Origin of the sequence: Streptomyces sp. CB02923 (assembly GCF_001905005.1) — a bacterium.
Classification (GTDB): Bacteria; Actinomycetota; Actinomycetes; order Streptomycetales; family Streptomycetaceae; genus Streptomyces.
Genome location: NZ_LWKZ01000027.1, coordinates 1 through 23,123, shown reverse-complemented (window position 1 = coordinate 23,123; position 23,123 = coordinate 1). Strand labels below are relative to the sequence as shown.

General features: G+C 73.5%; 17 protein-coding genes. 6 read left to right on the top strand and 11 right to left on the bottom strand.

The features are described 5' to 3' along the window. Nucleotides 1–218: 218 nt before the first annotated feature. The 4 genes from A6A06_RS34935 (at nucleotide 219) to A6A06_RS34920 (ending at nucleotide 4,589) form a co-directional block, all read left to right on the top strand. On the top strand, nucleotides 219–2,960 hold the full coding sequence (locus A6A06_RS34935; RefSeq protein WP_073767292.1) for a nitrate- and nitrite sensing domain-containing protein: 2,742 nt from the start codon (nucleotides 219–221) through the stop codon (nucleotides 2,958–2,960). After that, nucleotides 2,957–3,406: a roadblock/LC7 domain-containing protein gene (locus A6A06_RS34930; RefSeq protein WP_073767290.1), complete on the top strand. Its 450-nt coding sequence runs from the start codon at nucleotides 2,957–2,959 to the stop codon at nucleotides 3,404–3,406. The genes A6A06_RS34935 and A6A06_RS34930 overlap by 4 nt, the downstream gene beginning before the upstream one ends. 26 nt (nucleotides 3,407–3,432) lie before the next feature. After that, on the top strand, nucleotides 3,433–3,843 hold the full coding sequence (locus A6A06_RS34925) for a DUF742 domain-containing protein (protein WP_073767288.1): 411 nt from the start codon (nucleotides 3,433–3,435) through the stop codon (nucleotides 3,841–3,843). Between the two features lie 134 nt (nucleotides 3,844–3,977). Next, nucleotides 3,978–4,589, top strand: coding sequence for a GTP-binding protein (locus A6A06_RS34920; RefSeq protein WP_073767286.1), 612 nt, complete (start codon nucleotides 3,978–3,980; stop codon nucleotides 4,587–4,589). 71 nt (nucleotides 4,590–4,660) lie between these two features. Here the strand turns inward: A6A06_RS34920 and glpK are convergent, their stop codons facing one another. From glpK to A6A06_RS34875, 9 genes are all read right to left on the bottom strand, one after another. Beyond that, nucleotides 4,661–6,190: a glycerol kinase GlpK gene (gene glpK / locus A6A06_RS34915; RefSeq protein WP_199931376.1), complete on the bottom strand. Its 1,530-nt coding sequence runs from the start codon at nucleotides 6,188–6,190 to the stop codon at nucleotides 4,661–4,663. A gap of 56 nt (nucleotides 6,191–6,246) precedes the next feature. Further along, complete coding sequence (locus A6A06_RS34910; RefSeq protein WP_073767284.1) at nucleotides 6,247–7,014, bottom strand: MIP/aquaporin family protein; 768 nt, start codon at nucleotides 7,012–7,014, stop codon at nucleotides 6,247–6,249. Nucleotides 7,015–7,288: 274 nt separating this feature from the next. Next, on the bottom strand, nucleotides 7,289–8,974 hold the full coding sequence (locus tag A6A06_RS34905; protein WP_073767282.1) for a bifunctional diguanylate cyclase/phosphodiesterase: 1,686 nt from the start codon (nucleotides 8,972–8,974) through the stop codon (nucleotides 7,289–7,291). A gap of 164 nt (nucleotides 8,975–9,138) precedes the next feature. Beyond that, nucleotides 9,139–10,329: a lipid-transfer protein gene (locus tag A6A06_RS34900; protein WP_073767280.1), complete on the bottom strand. Its 1,191-nt coding sequence runs from the start codon at nucleotides 10,327–10,329 to the stop codon at nucleotides 9,139–9,141. Continuing rightward, nucleotides 10,319–10,855: a Zn-ribbon domain-containing OB-fold protein gene (locus tag A6A06_RS34895; RefSeq protein WP_079194582.1), complete on the bottom strand. Its 537-nt coding sequence runs from the start codon at nucleotides 10,853–10,855 to the stop codon at nucleotides 10,319–10,321. Before A6A06_RS34895 ends, A6A06_RS34900 begins: the two co-directional genes overlap by 11 nt. A gap of 296 nt (nucleotides 10,856–11,151) precedes the next feature. Continuing rightward, nucleotides 11,152–12,021, bottom strand: a complete 870-nt coding sequence (locus A6A06_RS34890; protein WP_073767278.1) for a M15 family metallopeptidase — start codon at nucleotides 12,019–12,021, stop codon at nucleotides 11,152–11,154. A gap of 69 nt (nucleotides 12,022–12,090) precedes the next feature. Beyond that, the gene (locus A6A06_RS34885; protein WP_073767276.1) at nucleotides 12,091–12,966 is read right to left on the bottom strand and encodes a bacteriocin fulvocin C-related protein; all 876 of its coding nucleotides are present in this window, start codon (nucleotides 12,964–12,966) and stop codon (nucleotides 12,091–12,093) included. A gap of 289 nt (nucleotides 12,967–13,255) precedes the next feature. Continuing rightward, a complete protein-coding gene (locus tag A6A06_RS34880) occupies nucleotides 13,256–14,254 on the bottom strand; it encodes a methyltransferase (protein WP_079194581.1) in 999 nt (332 codons plus the stop codon). 80 nt (nucleotides 14,255–14,334) lie between these two features. After that, complete coding sequence (locus A6A06_RS34875) at nucleotides 14,335–16,785, bottom strand: glycoside hydrolase family 31 protein (protein WP_073767274.1); 2,451 nt, start codon at nucleotides 16,783–16,785, stop codon at nucleotides 14,335–14,337. Nucleotides 16,786–17,179: 394 nt separating this feature from the next. On the opposite strand from A6A06_RS34875, the gene A6A06_RS34870 reads away from it, so the two are divergent. Together A6A06_RS34870 and A6A06_RS34865 are read left to right on the top strand one after the other, a co-directional pair. Further along, nucleotides 17,180–19,204 (top strand): acetoacetate--CoA ligase, encoded by a 2,025-nt coding sequence (locus A6A06_RS34870; protein ID WP_073767272.1) that lies wholly within the window; start codon nucleotides 17,180–17,182, stop codon nucleotides 19,202–19,204. A gap of 102 nt (nucleotides 19,205–19,306) precedes the next feature. Beyond that, nucleotides 19,307–20,293, top strand: coding sequence for a hypothetical protein (locus tag A6A06_RS34865; RefSeq protein ID WP_073767270.1), 987 nt, complete (start codon nucleotides 19,307–19,309; stop codon nucleotides 20,291–20,293). A 116-nt stretch (nucleotides 20,294–20,409) separates the two neighbouring features. Here A6A06_RS34865 and ptsP read toward each other — a convergent pair whose 3' ends face one another. Both ptsP and A6A06_RS34855 read right to left on the bottom strand, forming a co-directional pair. Continuing rightward, nucleotides 20,410–22,080: a phosphoenolpyruvate--protein phosphotransferase gene (ptsP, locus tag A6A06_RS34860; RefSeq protein WP_073767268.1), complete on the bottom strand. Its 1,671-nt coding sequence runs from the start codon at nucleotides 22,078–22,080 to the stop codon at nucleotides 20,410–20,412. 78 nt (nucleotides 22,081–22,158) lie between these two features. After that, a complete protein-coding gene (locus tag A6A06_RS34855; RefSeq protein ID WP_073767266.1) occupies nucleotides 22,159–22,608 on the bottom strand; it encodes a PTS sugar transporter subunit IIA in 450 nt (149 codons plus the stop codon). Nucleotides 22,609–23,123 lie beyond the last annotated feature (515 nt).

Here is a 23,123-nt window from a genome sequence, read left to right as displayed (position 1 = left end):
AACCGCTCCGGCGTACGGGCGAGCGCGGGGGAGGTGTTCGAGGCCACATGTGTGGGCGGGTTGTCCGGGAATCAGCCGACAACTGCGGACGATCCTCCCCTGACCTGCGGATCCGGCGCCCGGACAGGACTTCGGTCAGGTCCCTCGTCAGTAGTAGGCTCGCGCCGTTTGTTGACGGAACACCATCCCCGTGCGCCGGGGTTGACGTAGGGGAGGCCATGCGCTTTCGAGGGAAGACGATCACTCGGAAGATCGCAGCGCTGCTGCTGGTGCCACTGGTGTCCCTCACGGCCATGTGGGCGTTCGCCACGTACCTGACCGGACGCGACGCCAACCAGCTGCTCGGCGTCGGCCACGTCGTCGCCAAACTCGGCTACCCGGCCGAGGACGCCGTCCAGGCACTCCAGCAGGAACGGCGGCAGAGCCTCCTCTACCTCGCCGACCGGCGCGGCGCCGACTCCCTGGCCGAACTGCGCGACCGCACCCGCGAGACTGACAAGATCGTCAACAAGCTGCGCGACAACGCCGCCGAGCCCGCCGTGCGCGACGACCTCAACGGCGTCGCCGGCGAGCGCATGGACGACGTCGTCAAGAGCCTCGGCCGGCTGTCCGCACTGCGCACCCAGGTCGAGGACAACACCATCTCCCGCGACGCGGCGTTCGAGGCGTACAACGGCCTCGTCGACCCGAACTACGAGTTCCTCGCCGCGCTGCACGCGCTGGAGAACGTCGAGATGGACAAGCAGGGCCGCGCTCTGGTCAACGTCACCCGCGCCCGCGAGGCCGTCTCCCGCGAGGACGCGCTGATGTCCGCGGCGATCGTCTCCGGCACCATGAGCACGCACGACCTGCGCGGCTTCGCCGACCGCGTCGCCGAGCGCCGCGTCCTGTACGCGACCAGCCTGCCCGTGCTCCCCGGCGACGACCGCGGCCTCTTCGCCGACTACTGGCGCTCCGCACCCGCCCGCGAACTGACCTCCTACGAGGACCGCATCATCGGCGGCGGCCCCTCCGCAGCCCCCCGTGCCGTCAACGCCGAACGCTGGAACGCCGCCGCCGGCAAGGTCCTCGGCGACCTCCAGCGGATGGGCCGGGAGGCCGGCGACCGCTACAAGGAGCGCGTCGAGCCGGTCGCCGTGGCCGTCCTCGTCAAGGCCGGCGTCGCGGGCGTCCTCGGCTTCGTCGCCCTGCTGGTCTCGGTCATCGTCTCCGTCCGCATCGGCAGCAAGCACGTCAAGGACCTGATCCGGCTGCGCAAGGACGCCCACGAGGTCTCCGGCGTCCGGCTGCCCAGCGTCATGCGGCGGCTGGCCGCGGGCGAGCAGGTCGACGTGGAGACCGAGGCGCCGCGCCTGGAGTTCGGCCAGAGCGAGACCGAGCAGGTCGGACAGGCCCTGAACACCCTCCAGCGGGCCGCCGTCGAAGCGGCCGTCAAACAGGCCGACATGCGCCGCGGCGTCTCCGAGGTCTTCGTCAACCTCGCCCGCCGCAGCCAGGTCCTGCTGCACCGCCAGCTGACCCTCCTGGACGCGATGGAGCGGCGTACCGAGAACGCCGACGAACTCGCCGACCTCTTCCGCCTGGACCACCTCACCACCCGTATGCGACGGCACGCCGAGGGCCTGGTGATCCTCTCCGGCGCGGCACCGTCCCGGCAGTGGCGCAAGCCCATCCAGCTGATGGACGTGGTGCGGGCGGCCGTCGCCGAGGTCGAGGACTACGAGCGCATCGAGGTACGCCGGCTGCCGCGGCTGGCCGTCCAGGGCCCCGCGGTCTCCGACCTCACCCACCTGATCGCCGAACTCCTGGAGAACGCCACCGTCTTCTCGCCCCCGCACACCGCGGTACAGGTCGTCGGCGAGCGGGTCTCCAACGGCTTCACCCTGGAGATCCACGACCGGGGCCTGGGCATGGCACCCGACGTCCTGCTCGACGCCAACCTGCGGCTCGCCGAGACCCCCGAGTTCGAACTCTCCGACACCGACCGGCTCGGCCTGTTCGTGGTCAGCCGCCTCGCCCAGCGCCAGGGCGTCCGCGTCTCCCTCCAGCCCTCCCCGTACGGCGGCACCACCGCCGTCGTCTTCCTGCCCGCCCCGCTCCTCACCGAGGACACCGGCCGCGACGACGACACCGGCAGCAGGCGGCTCGACGGCGGCCGGACCGGCGAACTGGAAGCCCCCGGCGGCAAGCTCGCCGCGCTGGCCCAGGTGCCCGTGCCGCTGCCCGCACCCGCGGACCGCACCCCGGACGTCATCGACGGACCGGTCGAACTGGAACCCCCGCTGACCCGCGCGGAACTCGCGCGACGGACGGAGACGGACGACGAGGACAACCTCTTCCGCGGCCGGCCCGCCCACCTCGGCCGACGGGACACCGCCCGCGGCACCGACCGGGAGCCGGGCACCCTGCACCGCGCACGGCCCCTCCGCGAAGGCCCCCCGCCCGTCGCCCCCGTACCGCCCGCAGGCACCCCCGAACAGCACGAGCAGACCAGCGACCGGACACCGGCCGACGACGGGCCCGCGCCGCTGCCGCGACGGCACCGCCCGCCCGTGCTCGTCTCCGATCACGGCAGGCCGGTCGACGGCGCGGCCCGCGCCGACGTACGCTCCGACGCGGAAACCGACGGCGACACGGATGCGGACATGGACACCGGTACGACAACGGAAACGGGCCCTGCCCCGTCCGGCCGGCCCGCCACGAAGGCAGGAGGGCTGCCCCGCCGCGTACGGCAGGCCAGCCTCGCTCCCCAGCTCAAGGCCGAGCCCGCCGCACAGGACGCGCCGGGCACCGGACCCGACGGCACCGCGGACGACCGCGACGCCGAGGAGGTCCGCGCCCGCATGGCCTCGCTCCAGCGCGGCTGGCAGCGCGGCCGGCGGGACAACGGCGAGGACGACGGGCGGGACGGCAGCCCAAGCACAGCACCAGGAACCACATCGGGAGGGGACGGTCGATGACCGCACCGAAGGCAGCAGCGGCCAGTGCCGAGTCGAAGGGCCCGCAGGGGTCGGGTGAGCTGAGCTGGCTCCTCGACGAGCTGGTCGACCGGGTGGGCAGCATCCGCAAGGCGCTCATCCTCTCCAGCGACGGCCTGGCCACCGGCGCGTCCGCCGACCTCACCCGCGAGGACAGCGAGCACCTCGCGGCGGTGGCCTCCGGCTTCCACAGCCTCGCCAAGGGCGTCGGCCGGCACTTCGAGGCGGGCCGGGTCCGGCAGACCCTGGTGGAGCTGGACGAAGCGTTCCTCTTCGTCAGCGCCGCGGGCGACGGCAGCTGCCTGGCCGTCCTCGCCGACGCGGACTCCGACGTGGGGCTCGTCGCGTACGAGATGACGCTGCTCGTCAAGCGGGTGGGCGCCCACCTGGGCACCGCGCCCAGGGCCGGGCAGCCCGCCGGCGGCTGACCGGAGGATGACGGCACGGTGACGCCATGACCACAGACGGCCCGGCCCGGCACGGGCAGGGGGACGCCAGTTGGTACGACGACGAGGCGGGCCCCGTGGTGCGCCCCTACGCGATGACCCGCGGCCGGACCAGCACCGAGGCCGAACCGCGGCTCGACCTGATCGCCCTGGTGATCGCCGAGGACCGGCAGGGCGAACCGCTCGATGACCAGACCCTGTCGCCGGAACACGTGGACATCGTCGGCCTGTGCCGCGACGCCCCGCTGTCCGTCGCGGAACTGGCCGCCGAGATGGACCTGCCGCTCGGCGTCGTACGGGTCCTCATCGGCGACCTGCTGGACGCGGAGCTGGTCCACGTGAGCCGGCCCGTGCCACCGGCGGAGCTGCCCGACGAGAAGATCCTCCGCGAGGTGATCGACGGGCTCCGGGCGCTGTGACCGCACGCGTGCGCACCGCCGCACGGCGGTGACGCCCCGTCGGCCCGCCGCCCTCCACGGGCCGCACCCCCACGAACTGCGAGGACCGAGAATGCGAGAGAACAGCACCAGCGGCGAACCGGGAGAAGACAGCCATGGTCTTCGGGCGCTCTGAACGACGCCGCAAGCAGGAGGCCCCCGACCCCGTCACCCTCAAGATCCTGGTGGCGGGCGGCTTCGGAGTGGGCAAGACGACCCTGGTGGGCGCGGTCAGCGAGATCAAACCGCTGCGCACCGAGGAACGGCTGACCGAGGCGGGCCGCCCGGTCGACGACCTCATCGGGGTGGAGGGCAAGCGGACCACCACCGTCGCCATGGACTTCGGGCGCATCACCCTCCGCGACGACCTGGTGCTCTACCTCTTCGGCACGCCCGGACAGGACCGCTTCTGGTTCCTGTGGGACGAGCTGGCCCGCGGCGCGCTCGGCTCCGTCGTACTGGCCGACACCCGGCGCCTGGAGGACTCCTTCGCCGCCATCGACTACTTCGAGCGCCGCGGCATCCCGTTCATGGTGGCCGTCAACTGCTTCGACGGCGCGGACCGCTACCCCGCGGAAACGGTTCGCGACGCGCTGGACCTGGACACCGAGGTACCGGTGATGCTCTGCGACGCACGGGAGAAGGACTCCGCCAAGGACGTCCTCATCGCGGTCGTGGAACACGCGATGCACGTCGGCGCCCGGCGGCGCGAGCCCGCGCTCCCCTGAGGCACGCGGACGTACGGCCCGTACTCCGCCGTCCGGAGTACGGGCCGTACACCCGTCGGCCGCCGGAGCGGCTACGCGCCGCCGTCACCCGCCGCGTGCCACCCGAAGCTCCGCTCCACCGCCCGCCGCCAGTTGCCGTACTCGCGCTCCCGCGTCACCCCGTCCATCCGCGGCGTCCACTCCGTGTCCCGCTTCCAGTGCGCCGTCAGCTCGTCCAGGTCCTGCCACACCCCCGTCGCCAGCCCCGCCGCGTACGCCGCGCCCAGGCACGTCGTCTCCGCGACCACCGGGCGGATCACCGGCACCCCCAGCACGTCCGCCTGGTGCTGCATCAGCAGGTTGTTGACGGTCATCCCGCCGTCCACCTTCAGCGCGGTGATCTGCACCCCGGAGTCCTGGTACATCGCGTCCACCACCTCCCGCGTCTGCCAGCTGGTCGCCTCCAGCACCGCACGCGCCAGGTGCGCCTTGGTGACGTAACCGGTCAGGCCCGTGATGACACCGCGCGCGTCGGACCGCCAGTACGGCGCGAACAGCCCCGAGAACGCCGGGACGATGTACGCGCCGCCGTTGTCCGGGACCCGCGCCGCCAGATCCTCGATCTCGTCGGCCGAGTCGATGATCCCCAGCTGGTCCCGGAACCACTGCACCAGCGCACCGGTGATGGCGATCGAGCCCTCCAGACAGTAGACCGGAGCCTCACCGCCGAGCTGGTAGCCCAGCGTCGTCAGCAGCCCGCTCTTGGACGGCACCGGCCGCTGCCCGGTGTTGAGCAGCAGGAACGAGCCCGTACCGTACGTGTTCTTGGCCTCGCCGACCCGGTAGCAGGTCTGCCCGAACACCGCCGCCTGCTGATCGCCCAGCGCCGAGGCCACCGGCACCCCGCGCAGCTGGCCCACCGCCGTCCCGTACACCTCCGCCGAGGACCGGATCTCCGGCAGCACCGCCTCCGGCACCCGCATCGCGGACAGGATCGCGGTGTCCCACCGGAGCGTGTGCAGATTCATCAGCATCGTGCGCCCGGCGTTGGTGACGTCCGTGACGTGCACCCCGCCGTCCGTACCGCCCGTCAGCTTCCAGATCAGCCACGAGTCGATCGTCCCGAAGGCGATCTCGCCGCCCTCCGCCCGCGCCCGCAGCCCCGGCACGTTGTCCAGCAGCCAGGCCACCTTGGGCCCGGAGAAGTAACTGGCCAGCGGCAGCCCGGTGGCCTCACGGAAGCGGTCCTGGCCGTCCGCGCCGCCCAGGTCGTGGCAGAGCTGCGCCGTACGGGTGTCCTGCCAGACGACCGCGTTGTGCACCGGCTTGCCGGTGGAACGGTCCCACAGCACCGTGGTCTCGCGCTGGTTGGTGATGCCCAGCGCGGCGAGCTGGTCGGCGCGCAAGCCCGCCTTGGCGAGCGCGCCCGCCACCACCGCCTGCACCTTGGCCCAGATCTCCTCGGCGTCGTGCTCCACCCAGCCGGGCTTGGGGAAGATCTGCCGGTGCTCGCGCTGGTCCACGGCGACGGTCGCGCCGTCCTGGTTGAAGATGATGCAGCGGCTGGAGGTCGTGCCCTGGTCGATCGCGGCGACGTACCTGTCCGTGATGCCGTCCGTCATGACGTCTCCTGACTCCTCGTTGCTGGTCGGGCTGCCTGCCGTGCCCTGGTGGCCGGTCAGAAGACCGCGGTGAACACCAGGCCGGAGAGGACCGCCCCGATCAGCGGGCCGGCCACCGGAATCCAGGCGTAGGACCAGTCGGAGGTGCCCTTGTTGGGGATGGGAAGCAGTGCGTGGGCGATGCGCGGCCCCAGGTCCCGGGCCGGGTTGATGGCGTAGCCGGTGGGCCCGCCCAGGGAGAGGCCGATGCCGACGACCAGCAGCGCGACGAGCAGCACGTTGATGCCGGACCCGTAGACACCCGCGTCCGCGTCCGGCACCTGCCCGATCCCGATGCCCTCGTTCTTGCCGAAGAACAGCAGCGGCAGCACCAGCGCCACAGTCGCGATGATCTCGGTGACGAGGTTGGCCGCCGGATTGCGGACCTCGGGGACGGTCGAGAAGATCCCCAGCGTCGGCTGCGCCTTGTCCGCCTCCTTGTTGGCCGCGAACTGCGCGTAGTACAGCGCCCAGGCCAGTACGGCGCCGAGCAGCGCGCCCACCATCTGCGCGGCGACGTACAGCGGCACCTTCGGCCACGGCGTACCCTCCGCGACCGCCGAGCCCAGCGTCACCGCCGGGTTCAGGTGCCCGCCGGACAGCGGCGCCGCGGTGTAGGCCCCGGCGAGCACGCCGAGCCCCCAGCCGAACGCGACGACGACCCAGCCCGCCGCCTTCGCCTTGGAGTGGTGCAGGGTGACGGCGGCGCACACGCCGGCACCGAAGAGAATCAGCAGCGCGGTCCCGATGACCTCACCGACGAAAATGTCCCCGTTGGAATACATGGCGGCTCCTTGTCCCTGGCCCGGGGGAGTGCCCCCGGTCCTCCGTGCAGGGTGCGTGCTTCCCGTGCCACGGGGAGGGCGGCGGGCGCTCGGCCACCGCGCCCCGCGCGGCGTCCGCGTCGAGCGTGCCGGTGCGCCGGAACCGCCCTGCGGAAGTCGGGCAGCGCGTACCGCTGCCACGTGGCCGGGTCGCCCGGCTGTGACGGTGCCGACGGACACCCGGAAGTGTTCACCGCAGGTGACGGGGCGTCAAGGTGCCGGGGAGGGAAGCCGCTCAGTCCCCGCGCCGCCGGCCCCGGCGCACCTCGTGCCCCTGCGCGCGGGGCTGTCCCAGCACCCAACTGCTGGCACCCGTAATGGATTTGGCAGCCTTCTTCAGTGGCGCCAGAGCCGCCGCTGCCTGCGCGTGACCGGTCACACTGCCCGGCGCGCACACCACCGTCGCCAGCGACAGCGTCACCGGGAGCCCGCCCGCCGACCACGGCACGTCCAGCACGGCCGCCGCGAACGGCTCCAGATCGTCCGGCCCGGCCAGCACCAGGAAGTCGTCCCCGCCGATGTGCCCCACCCGCGACGCGGGCAGCTCCGCCGCCGTCCGCGCCAGCGCCTGCCCCACGGCACGGATCAGCGCGTCCCCCGCCGCGAACCCCGCCCCGTCGTTGACCTGCTTGAACCCGTCCACGTCCAGCCAGCTCAGCGCGAACGCCCGGCCGTCCCCGACCCTCCGGTCCACCTCCGCGTTCACCGCGTCCGAACCCGGCAGCCGGGTCAGCGGATTGAGCCGCGCCGCCTCCTCCACCCGGCTCTCGGCCAGCGCCCGCAGGATGTCGGCCAAGTGGACGACGCCCATGCAGCGCCCCTGTTCGTCCACCACCGCCACATCGTCCCCGGTCCGGTCACGGTCGCCGTCCGCGACCACGTCCAGCACCTCCCAGGCGGTGGCGTCGGCCCCCACGGTCCGCGGCCGGTCCGCCAGCCGCAGCGCCGGGCGGTCGGCGTACAGCGCGTGCCCGTACCGGCCGGACAGCGACAGCAGGAAGCGGTCCCGGTCGATGGCCCGTACGGGTACGCCGTCGGGGTCCACCAGCAGCACGCCCGAGACCCCCGGGAACCCCGTCAGGTGGCTGCGTACCGAGCCCGCCGAGGCGGACATCGGCAGCAACGCCGCGGGCTGGAGGAACTGCGTCACGGGCGGCCCGGACGGCGGCGGGAGCGCTCCGGACGCGATGCCGCCCGCGTAACCGCTCGCCACCGGCCCGTACCCGTCCCGCGGCTCCGGCAGATACACGTGGGCCGCCGGACGCCGCGCGGGCGGCGCGAACAGGAAGCCCTGCGCGAGCTGCGCGCCCGCCGCGCGCACCGCCGCGTACTGCCGCTCCGTCTCCACCCCCTCCACCGCCAGCACGCCGCCCAGCACCTCGCACAGCTGCCGCATCGCGGCCACGGCGGCCCGCCCGCCCCGGTCGTCGTCCAGCTCCGCGCACAGCGACGCGTCCAGCTTCACCAGGTCGGGGGCGAGGTCGCCGAGCAGCCGCAGCGGCAGGTCCCCGTCGCCGACCCCGTCCACGCAGACGCGGTACCCGTCCTGCCGCAGCCCCGCCACCGCCTCCAGCAGCGCCCGCCGCGGTACGTGGGTGAACGGCCCGCCGACATCGATCGTGATCTCCCAGGGGCGGCGGCCCACGTCGTGCACGGCCTTGCGCAGCGCGGTCAGGCCCGGCAGCTCCGCGAGGGTCGTCGCGAACACGTTGACGTGCAGCGGCAGCAGGGTCTCCTGATGCGCGGCCGACCGCACGGCGAGCCCGGCCAGCTCGGCGTCCACGTCGGCGGAGCGGCGGGCGGCCGTCAGCACGTCGCCGCGTTCGGGGCGGGCGAGTATCTCCAGGGCGGCGACCGAGCCGGTCGCCAGGTTCACGACGGGCTGGAAGGCGAATCGGAGCTGGTCCGTCCAGGCAGGCACGGCAGCAGACTGCCCGCTCGGAGCGCGAACGGTGCGTGATTCACGTACTGTTCACGCACCCTTCCGGCACGCTCGAACAGACGCCCGTGCCCCGGGGCGTGCCGTTGGTCCGGGCTGATCCCCGGGACCCGGGACCCCGCACCCCCGGCGCGCCGTACGCCCCGTCACCGCACCGCGACCACCGCCGAACCGTGCCCGAACAGCCCCTGGTTCGCCGTGATCCCGGCCCGTGCGCCCGGAACCTGCCGCGCCCCGGCCCGCCCGCGCAGCTGCCAGGTCAGTTCGCACACCTGGGCAATCGCCTGGGCGGGAACCGCCTCCCCGAAAGAGGCCAGACCCCCGCTGGGGTTCACCGGGAGCCGCCCGCCGAGCGCCGTCGTCCCCTCGCGCAGCAGCTTCGCGCCGCCGCCCTCGGCACACAGGCCGAGATCCTCGTACCACTGGAGTTCCAGCGCGGTGGACAGGTCGTAGACCTCCGCCAGCGACAGATCGTCCGGCCCGAGCCCCGCCTCCTCGTAGGCGGCCGCGGCGACGGAGGGCCGGAAGGCGGCCGGCGGTTCCGGCACGGCCGCCGCCGAGTCGGTCGCGATGTCCGGCAGGTCCAGGTCCGTACGGGGATACCGGGGCGTCCCGGTGGACACGGCCCGGATGCGGACGGGGTCCGGAACGCCCCGCCGTCGCGCGTGGTCCAGGCCGCAGAGGACCAGCGCCGCCCCGCCGTCGGAGGTGGCGCAGATGTCCAGCAGCCGCAGCGGATCGGCGACCACGGGCGACGCGGCGACCTCCGCCGCCGTCACCGGCTTGCGGTAGCGCGCGTACGGATTCGCCGCGCCCGCCGCCGCGTTCTTCACCTTCACCTGCGCGAAATCGTCGGCCGTGTCCCCGTACAGCGCCATCCGGCGCCGCGCGTACAGCCCGAAGTAGGCGGGGTTGGTGGCGCCCAGCAGCCGGAAGCGCAGCCAGTCGGGGTCGTCGGGCCGGTCGCCGCCCGCCGGGGTGAAGAACCCTTTCGGCGCCGCGTCCGCGCCCACCACCAGCACCACGTCCGCCAGACCCGCGAGGATCTGCGCCCGCGCGCTCGCGATGGCCTGCGCCCCGGAGGCGCAGGCCGCGTAGACGCTCGTCACCCGCGCGCCCTGCCAGCCCAGCGCCCGCGCGAACGCCGCCCCCGCCACATGGCCCGGATACCCGCCGCGCACGGTGCCCGCACCGACGACCGACTGGACGTCGGCCCACTCCAGCCCCGCGTCGGCCAGCGCCGCGCGGGCCGCCACCGTCCCGTACTCGACGAAGCCGCGCCCCCATTTGCCCCAGGCGTGCATCCCCGCCCCGAGCACGGCGATGTCACCGGTCACGGCCGCCTCCCGCCCCGCCCGCTCCGGCAGCGGCGGTGCCGACGGGCTGCCACCACCACGTGGTCCACACGGTCTCCGCGTCCTCGCCGAGCACCCCGGGGACCAGCTCGGCCGTCATGCCGACCCGCAGATCGGCGACGGTCACGCCCGGCGCGGCCTGCCCCAGCACCACCATCCGCTCCGCCGCCAGCTCGACCGCCACCAGGGCGCGCGGCTGCCACGGCACCCCGGGGTCCGAGAGATAGGGCGGCGGCGGCCGGTAGCGCCCGTCCGTGTACGACCACACCGTGCCGCGCCGCGACAGCGGCACCTGGGCCAGCTCGGTCCCGTCGCAGCCGGGACTGCGGCAGAAGAAGTCCTCCCGCGGGAAGAAGACGGCCCCGCAGGTACCGCACCGGGTCCCCAGGAGGCGGAAGTCCGTACCGGGGGCCGTACCGGCGCCCGTACCCGTGCTCGGACCGGTGTCCGTGCCGGTTTCCGTATCGGTGAACCACCCCGGCACCACCGGCTTGCGCGTACGTGCCACGGACCCTCCCGGAAACGGCAACGGACCAGCCCTGTCCGTAACCTGACGGGGCGTCAGGAGTCTGGCATGCGACCGGCATCCGATGGAACCCCGCGCGGCGCGGCCGCTCCCGCGAAACGGGAAGGATCATGCTGTTCTCCGTGAAACCGGCTGAACCGGATACGGCCGCACGGCGTCCCCCAAGGCAGGGCCGGGGCGCGGGATCCACGGGGGTGGTTCCGCGCCCCGGCCCACCGCCGCTCAGCGGCCCGGGGTCGGCGGCCCGGCTTCAGCGCCCCGGGTCCGGCGGCCCGGCTTCAGTGCCCCGGGTCGAGTGCCCCGTGCCCCGTGTTCAGCGACCGCCGCGAAACCGGGAAGTCGAAGTACGTGTCGGGGAAGGTCTCCGGCGTGAAGGTGTAGTGCCACCACTCCTTGTCGTAGTTGCGGAACCCGGCGCGCTCCAGCCCCTGCTTCAGCAGCAGCCGGTTCGCCCGCTGCCGCCCCTGCACCCGCGGATTGAGGGTGTGCGCGAGGGTGTCGAAGCAGTCGAACCCGGTCCCCATGTCGAGCGAGTTGTCGGGGAAGCGCTGCGCCTTCGGCGCGTAGCACTTCGCCAGCGGTTCCCCGGGGATGTACGGCCGGGTGGGCGGGCCCGGCAGCCGCACCAGCGTCAGATCGACGGTACTGCCCCGGCTGTGCCCCGACTTCTCGGCGATGTAGCCGTCGCGGAAGAGGGTCGACTTGTCGATCCGTGGATAGAACTCGCCCTTCATCCGCTGGTCGCCCAGGTCCTCGGCCCAGTCCACGAAGTGGTCCACGGCGCGCTGTGGCCGGTAGCAGTCGTAGACCTTGAGCGTGTAGCCGCGGCGCAGGAAGGAGCGCTGGGCCCGGTGGAGGGCCCGCGCCGCGTCCCGGGTCAGGATGCACAGGGGCTGCCGGTAGCCGGTGACGGGTACGCCCATGAAATTGTGCGGCGTGAAGTACCGCATCTCCTGGCGGATCGTCGGGTCCACGTCGCGCAGGGCGACGAACTCCTCAGGCGCCTTCGCCGCCGTACCGGCCACGGCAGCGGTACCGCCGGAAGCGCGCGGTGCGGCGGCCTCTCCTTGCGGTACGGCGGCAGCGGTCAGGGCGACGGCAGTGGCGGTCACGGCGAGGCCGCGCAGCGCGGCAGCGAGTCTCGGCATGGCACTCGTCTATCACCGGCGCCGTGCCGCGCGTAAGAGCCCGGCGCCCGGAGGAGCCGCAGAGCCGACTCAGCAGGAGCTGCAGGCGCAGAATCCGTCGCAGGGATAGCGCCAGAGGTAACCGCAGGACCGCTGGTAGACGCGGCAGCTGCAGCGGCCTTTCATGCACTGGTTGTCGTGGCAGGCGCTGGTGGAACAGTAGTTGGATTCGACGCTGCAATTGCAGTTCAGGGCCTTTGCGCCGCGGCGCCCGGACGGCTCGGCGGGGCCGAGCGTCGCGAACAGCAGATTCGCCTCCTCGCGCCCGAAATGCCGTGCGGCGGATTCGCGGAGGGCCCGCTCGTCCGGGCCCGGGTCGTCGACCCGGTCGAAAGCGAAACCGGCTTCCTGTGCGGCGATGCGGTGCACCGCGTCGAGTACGCCGGTCTGCCCGGGGGAGAGGCGGGGGTGTGCCCGGCGGTAGCGCGTGAGCTGTTCCACCCAGAGCCGGCTGCGGACGGCGGGCGGCAGCGCCGCCCAGATGGCCTGGCGGTAGTGCATGGGGTGGGCGGTCATCGCGTCGTAGTCCTGCGGGAGGGCGTCGCGGTGGGCCTCGACCCACCGTTCGGCCTCGTCACCGCCGGCCCCGGGGGCGGCGCTGGCCGTCGCCCTGCCCGCCCCGATGAGCAGCCCCGCGGTGACCGCGGCTCCACCGGCGAGCCGGAGGAACTGCTTGCGCCCCGGGCCGTGCTCCGCCCGGGGCGGCCGGCGCAGGTCGTTGAGGGCGGCGACCGTACGGAGCGTCGCCCGCGGCCCCAGCCTCCGGACGAGAGCCATCGCCATGGCCGGGCCCACCCAGGCCCGTACCCGGTCCGTGTCCACGCGCAGGAGCGTCGGTGCCCAGGGGGCCCGGTCGCCGAGGCTCTCGGCGCGCCACCGGTGAACATCCCGATGGAAGAGCGACAACAGTTCGACTTTTCCCCCGCAGGCGTGCTCGACCGCTTCGGAGACTTTCCTGCACTGTTCGCACGAGGCGTCGAATGCCAACACCCACCGTGTCGCCGGATCGCTCATTTCGCCCCTCATCCGTTTTTGTACGGAAGGATTCTCCGGCAAAAGTAACGCACGGTAAAAATGGGCGGCAATAGAACAGAAATAGAAGACCGACCCGTTTTCCGTTTTCCGGGCCGCCGGGCCTCCGAAGTGATCAGCCCGCGCGGGCGGTTCACGCCAGGAACGCCGGTGACTCCGGCTCTCAGGCGGCCACCATCTCCACCACCGCCAGGTCGCCCGCCCGGTGCACCCCGGCCACCCGCAGCCCGGCCTCGCCCGCCAGCGCCGTCAGCTCCGGCACTCCGCGCTCGCGCGCCCCGAAGTACACGAGCACCCGCAGGTCCATGCCCGTGTGCACCGACTCGCCGTCCGCGCCGACCCGCTCCACCACCAGCACCCGGCCCCGCGCGCCCGCCGCCTCGGCGCACCGCCGCAGGATCGCCCGCGCCGCGTCGTCGTCCCAGTCGTGCAGGACCGCGGAGAGGACATAGCCGTCCGCCCCGGCGGGCAGCGCCTCGAAGAAGTCGCCCGCCACCACGTCCGCGCGGTTTGCCGCCCCGGCCGCCGCCAACGTGGCACGAGCCGCCCGTACCGTCTCCGGCTGGTCGAACACGGTGCCCCGCAGCCCGGGATGCGCGGCGAGCAGCGCCGCGAGGAACGTGCCGTTGCCCCCGCCGACGTCCACGATCCGCCCCAGCGAGCCCCAGTCGAAGGCGGGGACCACGGCCTCGGCCCACCGTGCGACGTCGACACCCATCTGCGCGTCGTAGTCGGCGGTCCGCTCCGGGTCAGCCTTCAGGTCCTCCCAGAAGGAACGCCCGAACTGCCGCGGGAAGGCCGCCTCGCCCGTCCGCACGGAGTGGGGGAGCTCCACGAACGCCAGGTCGGCCCGGCCGATGGCGCTCTCCACGTCCAGCATCCGCCGCGCGCCGGACGGATGGCCGTCGCGCAGTTCCTCGCCGCGCGGCAGCAGCCCGTAGCGCCCCTCCGCGTCACGGCTGAACACCTCCACCGTCACCAGGTGCCGCAGCACCCGCTCCAGCACACCGGCGTCGGCCCCCGTGGCCGCGGCCAGCTCCCGCGCGGTCCGTACGCCGTCCGCGAGACGGTCGGCCACCCGCAGCGTCGCCACCACCCGTACCGCCATCGGCGTCACCAGGTCCGCGACCGCCCCGATGCTCCGCCCGTCACCGTTGCCCACTGTGCCCGTCCCTTCGGTCCGTTCCCGCACCGGCCCCGGCACGGGAACGGACCCATCTACGCACACCGGATGCTGTCCGCCTATACGCCGTCGCCCGGCAGCCCGCGCACCCGCACCCGGTACCCCACCTCGCCGCCGCCCTGCCGCTCGACGGTCACCCGCCCGCCCTCCCGCCGCGTCCCGAAGCGCTCGACCACCGGCGGCTGCCAGCCGTCACCGGCGTCCGGCACGACCAGGCCGCCACCGCCGCGACCGTCCTTCGGGGCCCACACCTCCAGCTCCGTCGTACCGTCCGCGCCCACGACCGGCAGCACCGCACCGGCCCGCGCCAGCACCGGGATCCGCGACGGCGGCGCGTCCACCACCGCCTCCCCGGGACCGTCGTACGCCCGCCCGCCCACCGTGTCGTACCACCGCCCGCGCGGCAGCCGCACCGCCCGCCGCGTCACCCCCGGCCCCAGCACGGGAGCCACCAGCAGCGCGTCCCCCAGGAGGAAGGCGTCCTCGCAGTCCCGCAGCTTCCGGTCCCGGGGCGTGTTCCACCAGACCGGGCGCACGTACGGCGCCCCGGAGAGCCGCGCCAGCTGCGCGAGCGTCACGAAGTACGGCAGTAGCCGCGCCCGTTCCAGCAGTGCCGCCCGCGCGTGCTCCAGCACCTCCGCCCCGTACTCCCACGGCTCCCGCAGCCCCGCCGACATCGCCGAATGCGTACGGAACAGCGGCAGATACGCGGCCGTCTGGAACCACCGCAGGTACAGCTCCGGTGACGGCACCCCGGAGAACCCGCCGACGTCCGGCCCGCTGTACGGCACCCCGCACAGCCCCATGCCCAGCACCAGCGACAACGAGGCCCGCAGCCCCGGCCAGCCGGTCGCCACGTCCCCCGACCACGTGCCCCCGTACCGCTGCATCCCCGCCCACCCCGCGCGCGAGAACAGGAACGGGCGCTCCTCGGGGCGCAGTTCCAGCAGCCCGTCGTACCCGGCGCGCGCCATCGCCAGCCCGTACACGTTGTGCGCCTCCCGGTGGTCGCCGCCCCGGCCCTCCAGCGCGTGCCGCGCCGAACGCGGCAGCGACGGATCGCCGAACGCCGCGAACGACACCGGCTCGTTCATGTCGTGCCACACCCCGGAGAAGCCCTGCGCCAGCCGCTCCGCGTACAGGCCGCCCCACCACTTGCGCACCCGCGCGTCCGTGAAGTCCGGGAACACCGCCTCACCCGGCCACACCACCCCGCGCACCTCCCGGCCCTGCGCGTCCCGTACGTACGCGTCCGCCGCGGCCCCGCCCTCGTACACCGCGTTGCCCGGCTCGGCCTTCACCCCCGGATCGACGATGGACACCAGCCGCACCCCCTCCCCGCGCAACTCGCGCGCGAGACCGGGCAGGTCGGGGAAGGCCGTACGGTCGACGGTGAAGACCCGGTGGCCGTCGTAGTGGTCGATGTCCAGATGCACGGCGGACAGCGGCAGACCGCGCTCCCGATAGCCGGAGACCACCCGCCGCACCTCCGCCTGACTGCCGAAACCCCACCGGGCGTGCTGCGGACCCAGCGCCCAGCGGGGCGGCAGCGCAGGCGCGCCGGTCAGCGCCGTCCAGCCGAGCAGGACGCGGGCGGGCGTACCGACCAGGACCCAGTACCGCAACGGTCCACCGTCCATCCGCAATACAGAGCAGCCCGGCCGGTCGTGCCCGGAGCCCGCACCCTCCGCCCCTTCGCGCAGCGTCACCGCGCCGTCCCAGGAGTTGTCGTGGAAGACCAGATGCGTACCGGCGTCGGCCACCACGAACTGCACCGGCATCGTCACGGACAGCGGATCGTCGCCCGGCACGAACGCGCCGCCCGGGTCGGTGTTCCACAGCCGGTACGTCCCCCCGCGCAGCCGCGGCCCCGCCGACCGGCCGCCCAGCCCGAAGAAGCGCGCGTCGGCGGCCACCTCGGAACGCTGCACCCACCGCGAGTCCCCGGACCGCTCGCCGGGCCCCCCGCCCGCGTCGCCAGACGCTGCGCTCTCGTCACCGGGCGCCCGGTCCCACCACCGCGGCGGCAGCTCCCGCCGCAACACCACCCCGCCCGGCGTCCGCACCGCCACCGCGCCGTGCCGCGACACCGTCACCGTCACCCGCTCCGACATCACCCGCCAGCCGCCCTCCGTGTCGGGCTCCAGCACCGCACGGCCGTCCGGCTCCGGACACGCCCCGGCCAGCGCGTACGACGGTTCCGGCGCCGCGCCGTCCCAGCCGCAGAACACCGCACCGCCCGCCGCCACCCGCACCCGCAGCGACGAGCGCGCGAAATGCACCACCCCGCCACCCGGCTGCGGCTCCGCGCGCACCGCGGCCCCCGGCACCCGCGCCCGCTCCGGTCCGTGCCGCGACAGCCCCAGCACATCCGCCCGGCGCCGCCGCCACGCCGACCGCCACGTCCGCCGCCCCCGTACCGATCCCAGTGCCCTGACGGCCCGGACCGCGCCGGCCGCCCCGTCCCATCGCGGCCACCGCACCGACCGCTCTTGATCACGCCCGTCCATGCTGCTCAGCCTGCCATCGACGGCTCGTGGCGGGGGGACCGTTCAACTCCCGTTCACCTGGGAAGAACCGGATCCCCACCCGCGGCACACCGACGGCGTCCGTACGGCCGGTTCCGTCCGCCGGGATGCCCCCGGCTCACGCCTTCACCCGTCTGTGAGGCCGTGTCCGGTACGCGCCCGTTCCCCGCTCGTACGGCCGTGCCCGCCGCCCGAATGTGAGGCCGACCCTGGCGCACAAGTCGATCACGTGGCATCGTCCTGCCCAGCCGTGTCACACGCACGCGCCCCCGCGCTGCGCCGGGGCGACCCCCCACCGCCGACGGGGGACCACGCACACGCGTACCGCACGCCCACACCGCGTCCACGCAACGCCGCGTACAGCCGGGAGCCGATCATGACCACCGCACCGCAGTCCGTCCCGCAGCCGGAACCCCTGTGGCAGCCCGGCCCGGACCGCATCGCCGGCGCCCAGCTCACCCGCTTCCACGACTGGGCGGCCACCCACCACGGAGCCCCCGGCCGCACCGCCGGCGACCCGGTGGCGGACTACGCCGCACTGCACCACTGGTCCGTGACCGACCTGCCCCGCTTCTGGCAAGCCGTCGCCGCCTGGTTCGACGTCCGCTTCACCACGCCGTACGAGAGCGTCCTCGCCGACCGCGCGATGCCCGGAGCCCGCTGGTTCCCCGGCGCCACCCTCAACTACGCGGAACACGCCCTGCGCGCCGCCGAGGACCCGGCCCGCGCCGACGCGCCCGCGCTGCTGTACGTGGACGAGACCCACGACCCCGCCCCCGTCACCTGGGCCGAGCTGCGCGCCCAGGTCGGCTCCCTGGCCGCCGAACTGCGCCGCCTCGGCGTACGCCCCGGCGACCGGGTCAGCGGCTACGTCCCCAACGTCCCGCAGGCCGTCGTCGCCCTCCTCGCCACCGCGGCCGTCGGCGCCGTCTGGACCTCCTGCGCCCCCGACTTCGGCGCCCGCAGCGTCCTGGACCGCTTCCAGCAGGTCGAACCGGTCGTCCTGTTCACCGTCGACGGCTACCGCTACGGAGGCAAGGAACACGACCGCCGCGACACCGTCGCCGAACTCCGCCGCGAACTGCCCACCCTCCGCGCCGTCGTCCACATCCCCCTCCTGGGAACCCCCGCCCCCGAAGGCGCCCTGGAGTGGTCCGGCCTGACCTCCGCCGCCACCGAGCCGGTCTTCGAACAGGTCCCCTTCGACCACCCCCTGTGGGTCCTGTACTCCTCCGGCACCACCGGCCTGCCCAAGGCCATCGTCCAGTCCCAGGGCGGCATCCTCCTCGAACACCTCAAGCAGACCGGCCTGCACTGCGACCTCGGCCCCGACGACCGCTTCTTCTGGTACACCTCCACCGGCTGGATGATGTGGAACTTCCTCGTCGCCGGCCTCCTCGCGGGCTCCACGATCGTCCTCTACGACGGCAGCCCCGGACACCCGGACACCGCCGCCCAGTGGCGGATCGCCGAACGCACCGGCACCACCCTCTTCGGCACCTCCGCCGCGTACGTGATGGCCTGCCGCAAGGCCGGCGTGCACCCCGGCCGCGACCTCGACCTCACCACCGTCAAGTGCGTCGCCACCACCGGCTCCCCGCTGCCGCCCGACGGCTTCCGCTGGCTGCACGACGAGGTCGCCGCCGACCTGTGGATCGCCTCCGTCAGCGGTGGTACCGACGTCTGCAGCTGCTTCGCCGGCGCCGCGCCGACCCTGCCCGTGCACATCGGCGAACTCCAGGCCCCCTGCCTCGGCACGGACCTCCAGGCGTGGGACCCGCACGGCAAGCCGCTCACCGACGAGGTCGGCGAACTCGTCGTCACCAACCCCATGCCGTCCATGCCGACCCGCTTCTGGAACGACCCCGACGGCACCCGCTACCACGAGAGCTACTTCGACACCTACCCCGGCGTCTGGCGGCACGGCGACTGGATCACTCGCACCTCACGCGGCACCGTCGTCATCCACGGCCGCTCCGACTCCACCCTCAACCGCCAGGGCGTACGGATGGGCTCGGCGGACATCTACGAGGCCGTCGAACGGCTCCCCGAAATCCGCGAATCCCTCGTCATCGGCCTCGAACTGCCCGACGGCGGCTACTGGATGCCGCTGTTCGTCCACCTCGCAGCCGGTGCCACGCTCGACGACGCCCTGCGCGACCGCATCAAGCACACCATCCGTGCGCAGTGCTCCCCGCGCCACGTCCCCGACGAGATCATCGAGGCCCCCGGCGTCCCGCACACCCTGACCGGCAAGCGGATCGAGGTCCCCGTCAAGCGGCTCCTCCAGGGCACCCCGCTGGAGAAGGCCGTCAACCCGGGCTCCGTCGACAACCTCGAACTCCTGCGGTTCTACGAGCGGATCGCCGCCGAGCGCGCCGCGGCCGGGCACACGCGGTAGCGGCGCGGGCCGTCGCGGACGGCCGTTGTCAGACCCCCCGATTACTCTCGGTCACAAGTGCAGTTCGTGGAGCGAACAGCACGCACCGACCGAGGGGGAGTCATGGCAACACCGTCCCGACACACCGCGCACACCACCCCGCGCGGACCCGCCGCCGCACGCCGCATGCTGCGCCGCGAAATCCCCAGCACCGCCGCCGTCCTGGCGGACGCGCAGGACTTCGCGGCCATGCGCCGCTACCGCACCTTCCCGTTCGACGACCACACCGCCTACCTCCAGCAGATGGAGACCCTGCTGCGCTCACTGACCGCCCAAGGCATCCACACCACCGTCGCGCTCTTCGACCCCGTCGCGTACGAGACGTTCTGTACGGACAGCGACCTCGACCCCGACCGCCCCGACAGCCGCTCGCGCTACACGGCGGAGCTGGCCTGCACCGGCGCCACCCTGCCGTATACCGGCGAATCCCTGGCCCGGCTGCTGCCCGTGCTCGTCGACGAGGCGGAACGCCAAGCGACCTGGGACCGCGCCACGGCGCTCCTCGCCCGCACGGGCGCCTGCGCGGAATGCGGCGAGGACCTCGCCAGGGCCGCCTTCGCCCGCGCCTCCCGCGCGGTCACCAGCCTGCTGGACACCCTCGGTGACGGTACGCACCACCTGGTGTGCAGCGTTCCCGCGAGCGGTGCCCCGCTCCTCGCCGTGCTGCACGCCGACTCCCGCGACGGCGGCAGGCTGGAGCTGTCCGAGGCCGACACCCTCGTCTTCTGCACGGTCCTCGCCGCCGGCATCGCCCTGCGCAGCCCCGGCGGCATCGTGTCGCGGACGGCCGGGACCGCCGGGGCCGCCGGGATGACTGGGACCGTTGGGACGGGCGGGACCGCTGAGACCGCCGGGCGCGACGCGGTCCGCGGCTGGCTCCTGCGGGACGCCTGGCTGCATCCGCTCAGCGCCGCGGAAGTCTTCACGGCCTACTGCACCGACGCCGCCACGGGCGAGCCCGTCCCACCCGAGCCCGGCGTCGACCACCACCCGGGCCTCGCCCTCCCCGACCCACCGCCTACGGACGGCCACGACCACAGCCACCACTGATCCGGGAACGCCGGACGGCCGCCCCGCCACAAAGGCGGGACGGCCGTCACAACCAGCGTTCAGCTGCGCACCGGCGAGGTCCGGCCGGGCACTTCCGCGCCGGACCCTGCCGGGGATCACTCCCCGGAGAGCACTGCCTGCGCGGCGGCGCGCGCGTCCTCGGCGGTGTCCGCTGCCCGCGCCGCGGAGGCGGCACGCTCGCACTGGGCCAGCGTGTGCTTCGCCAGCGTCGCGCGCACATACGGAATCGACGCCGCACCCATCGACAGGCTCGTCACGCCCAGACCCGTCAGCACACAGGCCAGCAGCGGATCGGAGGCCGCCTCGCCACAGACACCACAGCTCTTGCCCTCGGCCTTCGCCGACTCGGCCGAGATCGCCACCAGGTCGAGCAGCGCCGGCTGCCACGGGTCCTGGAGACGCGAGACGGCACCGACCTGGCGGTCGGCGGCGAAGGTGTACTGCGCCAGGTCGTTGGTCCCCAGCGAGAGGAACTCGACCTCCTGCAGGATCGACCGGGCGCGCAGCGCGGCGGACGGGATCTCCACCATCGCGCCGAACTTGGCCTGCAGCCCGGCCTCGCGGCACGCGTCCGCGAACGCCTTGGCGTCGGTACGGTCCGCCACCATCGGCGCCATGACCTCAAGGTAGACCGGCAGCCCCGCGGCGGCCTCGGCCAGCGCGGCCAGCTGCGTACGGAGCACCTCGGGGTGGTCCAGCAGCGTCCGCAGCCCGCGCACGCCCAGCGCCGGGTTCGGCTCGTCGCCCGGGGACAGGAAGTCCAGCGGCTTGTCCGCGCCCGCGTCCAGCACCCGCACGACGACCCGGCCCTCGGGGAAGGCCTCCAGCACCTTGCGGTACGCCTCGGCCTGCTTCTCCTGCGACGGCGCCTGCTTGCTGTCGTCGAGGAAGAGGAACTCGGTACGGAACAGCCCGACGCCCTCGGCGCCCGCCTCCACGGCCGCCGGCACGTCCGAGGGACCGCCGACGTTCGCCAGCAGCGGCACCTTGTGCCCGTCCGACGTGGCACCCGGGCCGGTCGAACCCGCCAGCGCGGCCCTGCGGGCCGCCGCGGCCTGCTCCAGCTCGGCACGCTTCTCGGCGGTCGGGTCCACGAAGATCTCGCCCGTGCTGCCGTCGACGGCGACGACCATGCCCTCGACCAGCTCGCCCGCGCCCGGGAGCGCGACCACGGCCGGCACGCCCAGCGCCCGCGCGAGAATCGCGCTGTGGCTGGTCGGCCCGCCCTCCTCGGTGACAAAACCGAGCACCAGCGTCGGGTCCAGCAGCGCCGTGTCGGCCGGCGCCAGGTCCCGCGCGATCAGCACGTACGGCTCGTCGCTGTCCGGCACGCCCGGCATCGGCACGCCCAGCAGCCGCGCGACGATGCGGTTGCGCACGTCGTCGAGGTCGGCGACCCGCCCGGCCAGGTACTCCCCGGCACCCGCCAGCAGCGCCCGGTAGGCGGCGAAGGCGTCGTAGACACCGCGCTCGGCGGTACTGCCCACGACGATGCGCCGCTCGACGTCGGCCATCAGCTCGGGGTCCTGGGCCATCATGGCCTGGGCCTCCAGGACGGCCTGGGCCTCGCCGCCCGCCAGGTTGCCCCGCGCGATCAGGTCGGCGGCCACAGCTTCCACGGCCTTGCGGGCACGCCCCTGTTCGCGCTCCGCGTCCTCCGCCGGAATCTGCTTGGCCGGCGGTTCCAGGACCGCCGTGCCCATGTGCCGCACCTCGCCGATCGCCACACCGTGGCTCACGCCGACGCCTCGCAGCGTTGTCTCCATCTCACCCGTCTCCGGTTGGTGCGGCGGTCACTGCCGCCGCGGTGGTTGTCGTACGTGCCGTCAGGACGGCGCAGGCGCTTACTGCCAGCTGAAGAGCTGCTCGCCGGCTTTGACCTCGCCGTCCTCGACGACATCGCCGAGGGAGTCGGCGGTCGCCTCCAGCGCGACGATCGGGCAGACCGGAGACTTGCCGGCCTCTTCGACGGCGGCCGGGTTCCAGCGCACGACGGCCTGGCCGCGGGTCACGGTGTCGCCCTTGTTGACGAGCAGCTCGAAGCCCGCGCCGTTGAGCTGGACGGTGTCGATACCGAGGTGCGTGAGCACGCCGTGGCCCTCGCTGTCGACGACGACGAACGCGTGCGGGTGCAGCGAGACAACGACACCGTCAACGGGCGAAACGGCCTCGGACGGCTCGCGTACCGGGTCGATGGCGGTACCGGGACCCACCATCGCGCCGGAGAACACGGGGTCGGGCACGGCCGCGAGTCCGATGGCGCGTCCAGCGAGCGGGGACGTCACGGTGGTCATGGGAGTCCTCCCAGGGGTGGAGATCTATCAGGCCGCCGTCACTACCTGTCCTGGACGGCGCACCGATCAGAGCGTAAGTCATAAGAAGTGAGGGTTCCGCACGCGCAACACGGCCCCGGAGCACCGGCCACCGGGGAATCGATTTGCCCCGCCCGACGCATCCCTGTACTGTCTGACACCTGCCCCGGTTCGACAGAACGCGATCACATCGCGGAGCGAACGGCGGGCGGCACTCCTTCAGAACTGATCGAGATTTTCGGCCTCGTTTCTGCATGCCTGCGGAAAACACGGTGGTTCGAAAGCCCGAAACGGCCTGATAGAGTGGTGGAACACCGAAGGGAAGCGCCCGGAGAGCCTGGTGAAACAGGCACAAAGGAAGCGTCCGTTCCTTGAGAACTCAACAGCGTGCCAAAAGTCAACGCCAGATATGTTGATACCCCGTCTCCAGCATCAGCTGGGACGAGGTTCCTTTGAAAAGCCCACCGGCATCGTTAGTGATGCGGGTGGCACACACA

What these genes read in the sequence shown, in the direction of transcription:
- A6A06_RS34855 (WP_073767266.1), bottom strand. Translation starts at nt 22,608, where the DNA reads ATGACCACCGTGACGTCCCCGCTCGCTGGACGCGCCATCGGACTCGCG.
- glpK (WP_199931376.1), bottom strand. Translation starts at nt 6,190, where the DNA reads ATGACGGACGGCATCACGGACAGGTACGTCGCCGCGATCGACCAGGGC.
- A6A06_RS34920 (WP_073767286.1), top strand. Translation starts at nt 3,978, where the DNA reads ATGGTCTTCGGGCGCTCTGAACGACGCCGCAAGCAGGAGGCCCCCGAC.
- A6A06_RS34935 (WP_073767292.1), top strand. Translation starts at nt 219, where the DNA reads ATGCGCTTTCGAGGGAAGACGATCACTCGGAAGATCGCAGCGCTGCTG.
- A6A06_RS34930 (WP_073767290.1), top strand. Translation starts at nt 2,957, where the DNA reads ATGACCGCACCGAAGGCAGCAGCGGCCAGTGCCGAGTCGAAGGGCCCG.
- A6A06_RS34890 (WP_073767278.1), bottom strand. Translation starts at nt 12,021, where the DNA reads ATGCCGAGACTCGCTGCCGCGCTGCGCGGCCTCGCCGTGACCGCCACT.
- A6A06_RS34925 (WP_073767288.1), top strand. Translation starts at nt 3,433, where the DNA reads ATGACCACAGACGGCCCGGCCCGGCACGGGCAGGGGGACGCCAGTTGG.
- A6A06_RS34875 (WP_073767274.1), bottom strand. Translation starts at nt 16,785, where the DNA reads ATGGACGGGCGTGATCAAGAGCGGTCGGTGCGGTGGCCGCGATGGGAC.
- A6A06_RS34910 (WP_073767284.1), bottom strand. Translation starts at nt 7,014, where the DNA reads ATGTATTCCAACGGGGACATTTTCGTCGGTGAGGTCATCGGGACCGCG.
- ptsP (WP_073767268.1), bottom strand. Translation starts at nt 22,080, where the DNA reads ATGGAGACAACGCTGCGAGGCGTCGGCGTGAGCCACGGTGTGGCGATC.
- A6A06_RS34865 (WP_073767270.1), top strand. Translation starts at nt 19,307, where the DNA reads ATGGCAACACCGTCCCGACACACCGCGCACACCACCCCGCGCGGACCC.
- A6A06_RS34870 (WP_073767272.1), top strand. Translation starts at nt 17,180, where the DNA reads ATGACCACCGCACCGCAGTCCGTCCCGCAGCCGGAACCCCTGTGGCAG.